Source organism: Candidatus Competibacter phosphatis (assembly GCF_012939995.1).
Taxonomy (GTDB): Bacteria; Pseudomonadota; Gammaproteobacteria; order Competibacterales; family Competibacteraceae; genus Competibacter; species Competibacter phosphatis.
On record NZ_SPMZ01000098.1, the window covers coordinates 1 to 1794 of the forward strand.

The 1794-nt window shown below is 56.8% G+C and carries 3 protein-coding genes; 2 read left to right on the plus strand and 1 reads right to left on the minus strand.

Annotated elements, in window-relative coordinates; all coding sequences use genetic code 11:
- Positions 1-64: 64 nt before the first annotated feature.
- Complete coding sequence (locus E4P82_RS20750) at positions 65-517, minus strand: hypothetical protein (RefSeq protein WP_169250659.1); 453 nt, start codon at positions 515-517, stop codon at positions 65-67.
- Between the two features lie 436 nt (positions 518-953).
- Here E4P82_RS20750 and E4P82_RS20755 point away from each other — a divergent pair, with 436 nt between their 5' ends.
- Positions 954-1601, plus strand: coding sequence for an AAA family ATPase (locus E4P82_RS20755; RefSeq protein ID WP_169250660.1), 648 nt, complete (start codon positions 954-956; stop codon positions 1599-1601).
- A partial coding sequence (locus E4P82_RS20760; RefSeq protein WP_169250661.1) for a hypothetical protein occupies positions 1594-1794 on the plus strand: 201 nt, incomplete at its 3' end. The genes E4P82_RS20755 and E4P82_RS20760, both read left to right, overlap by 8 nt.

Consider the following 1794-nt stretch of genomic DNA (forward strand, 5'->3'; position numbering starts at 1 on the left):
CTCACGAAAACGGAAAAATCGTACGTTAATAACTCGTAGAATCAGTAAATTGCAGCCAGTCGGCTCAATCGGGTGGCATGAACTTGAAGAAGACAACGTTGTTGTGGATGTCCGCCGTACACAACGCCTTCATTCCGGGCGTAGACATGGTTACTTGGCGGCTCCCCATGATGTACGCGTTCGACTGGATCACGCGAACCGAACTCATGCGCTCGTTCACTTCGTCGGCCATCCGGCTTGCACAGGCTTGTTCCTGAGCGTTTGCATCGCCCGTCGCGTCCTTGTTTGACGATGACGAGCGCCGCTGGCGCTCCGGATGTCGGCTGAAGTGCATGTCATGGATGTTGTACTCCCGGTCCACCCAACAGGTGGCTGAACCGCCCGGAAAGATCAAGTCCACCGTGGTCATGCCCGACTTCGAACCTTCGGTCCTCGTCACTCGGACGTCGCTCATTGGAATGTCCCTCATTTCGGATACCCGGCCCGCACAGGCCTGCTCCTGGCCGGGATCGGCCAAGGCGGGTCCGCAAGCTAGGATCAAGCTCACCGTGAGAGGACACACGGTCATCCACTGTTTTGTCATTACATCTCCCCCTGTTGAAACCATTACATTAAGGCGACCGACCCTTTTTTTATTATAGGCCTCACGTACTTCTGGTTCTTCCGCAGCCGGTGGCTTTTTTCTCTCAAGCGACCGCTCGTTGAATTTAATGGACCTTGTGTGCCGAAAGGCCCCAGGTTTTTCCGACGGCTCCGCGCAAGTCCTTGATACACGGGTGTTCCGAAAAATGTAACAATAGACACAGTCATGGACGACCGCAATCGTCTTGTCGGCGCCGAAACCGCTAGGTGATTGGTTATCGTGAAGGGTGGCTAAGTGGGTGCGGTTCGAGCTTGACGTCATGCATGAAACATTATTACTATTTGACATGTTTACATATTAATAAATTAAAATGTTGATTACGGCACTGATCGGACAGAAAGGCGGAACCGGAAAAACGACGACCAGCTTGGGCTTGGCGGTGGCGGCCGCGCGCGCCGGACAGGCTGCCGCGATCATTGACCTTGATCCCCAGGCGAACGCCGCGAACTGGAAGGACCGCCGGAAAGCACCAAATCCCGCCGTCGTATCCGCTCAGGTCAGTCGATTGCGGCAAACCTTGAAAACGGCCCGAGAGCACGGCGCCGAATTTGTCGTCATCGACACGCCGGGGAAATCCGACAGCGCCGCCGTCGAGGCGGCCCGATCCGCCGATTTGGTTCTCATTCCGGCGCGGCCGCAGATTTTTGACTTGGAGACGCTGCCGGCCATGCGCGATCTCTTGCGGGTGGCCGGTAGCGCCCCGGCTTATCTGGTTTTGAACGGCTTGCATCCTCAGGCCCGCAAACAAGCCGACGAGGCCAAGGCGATGATTCGAGACTCATGCGGTCTGCCCGTTTGCCCGGTGCATCTTTGCCAGCGTGCCAGCTACGCCGAAGCGCCGATGAACGGTTTGGCTCCGCAAGAACTCGATCCGGACGGCAAAGCCGCCGCCGAACTGGAGCAACTTTACCGGTTCATCCTCCAACAACTCACTCGGACAACAGCACAGCATGAGTAACAAACTGCAAGCCTTACAACGGGCGCTCGACAGCAAGCAACCCAAAGTCACCAAACCGAAAGCGAACACGATCCCGGCCCGGAGTGAGAGCTATCGGGCGCCGAGTCGCGAGGGCAAGACGAATATCACCGCTTATCTGGTGCCCGGATTTAAGTCCAGTCTGCGGTTGATCCAAGCACGCAACGGCGCCAGT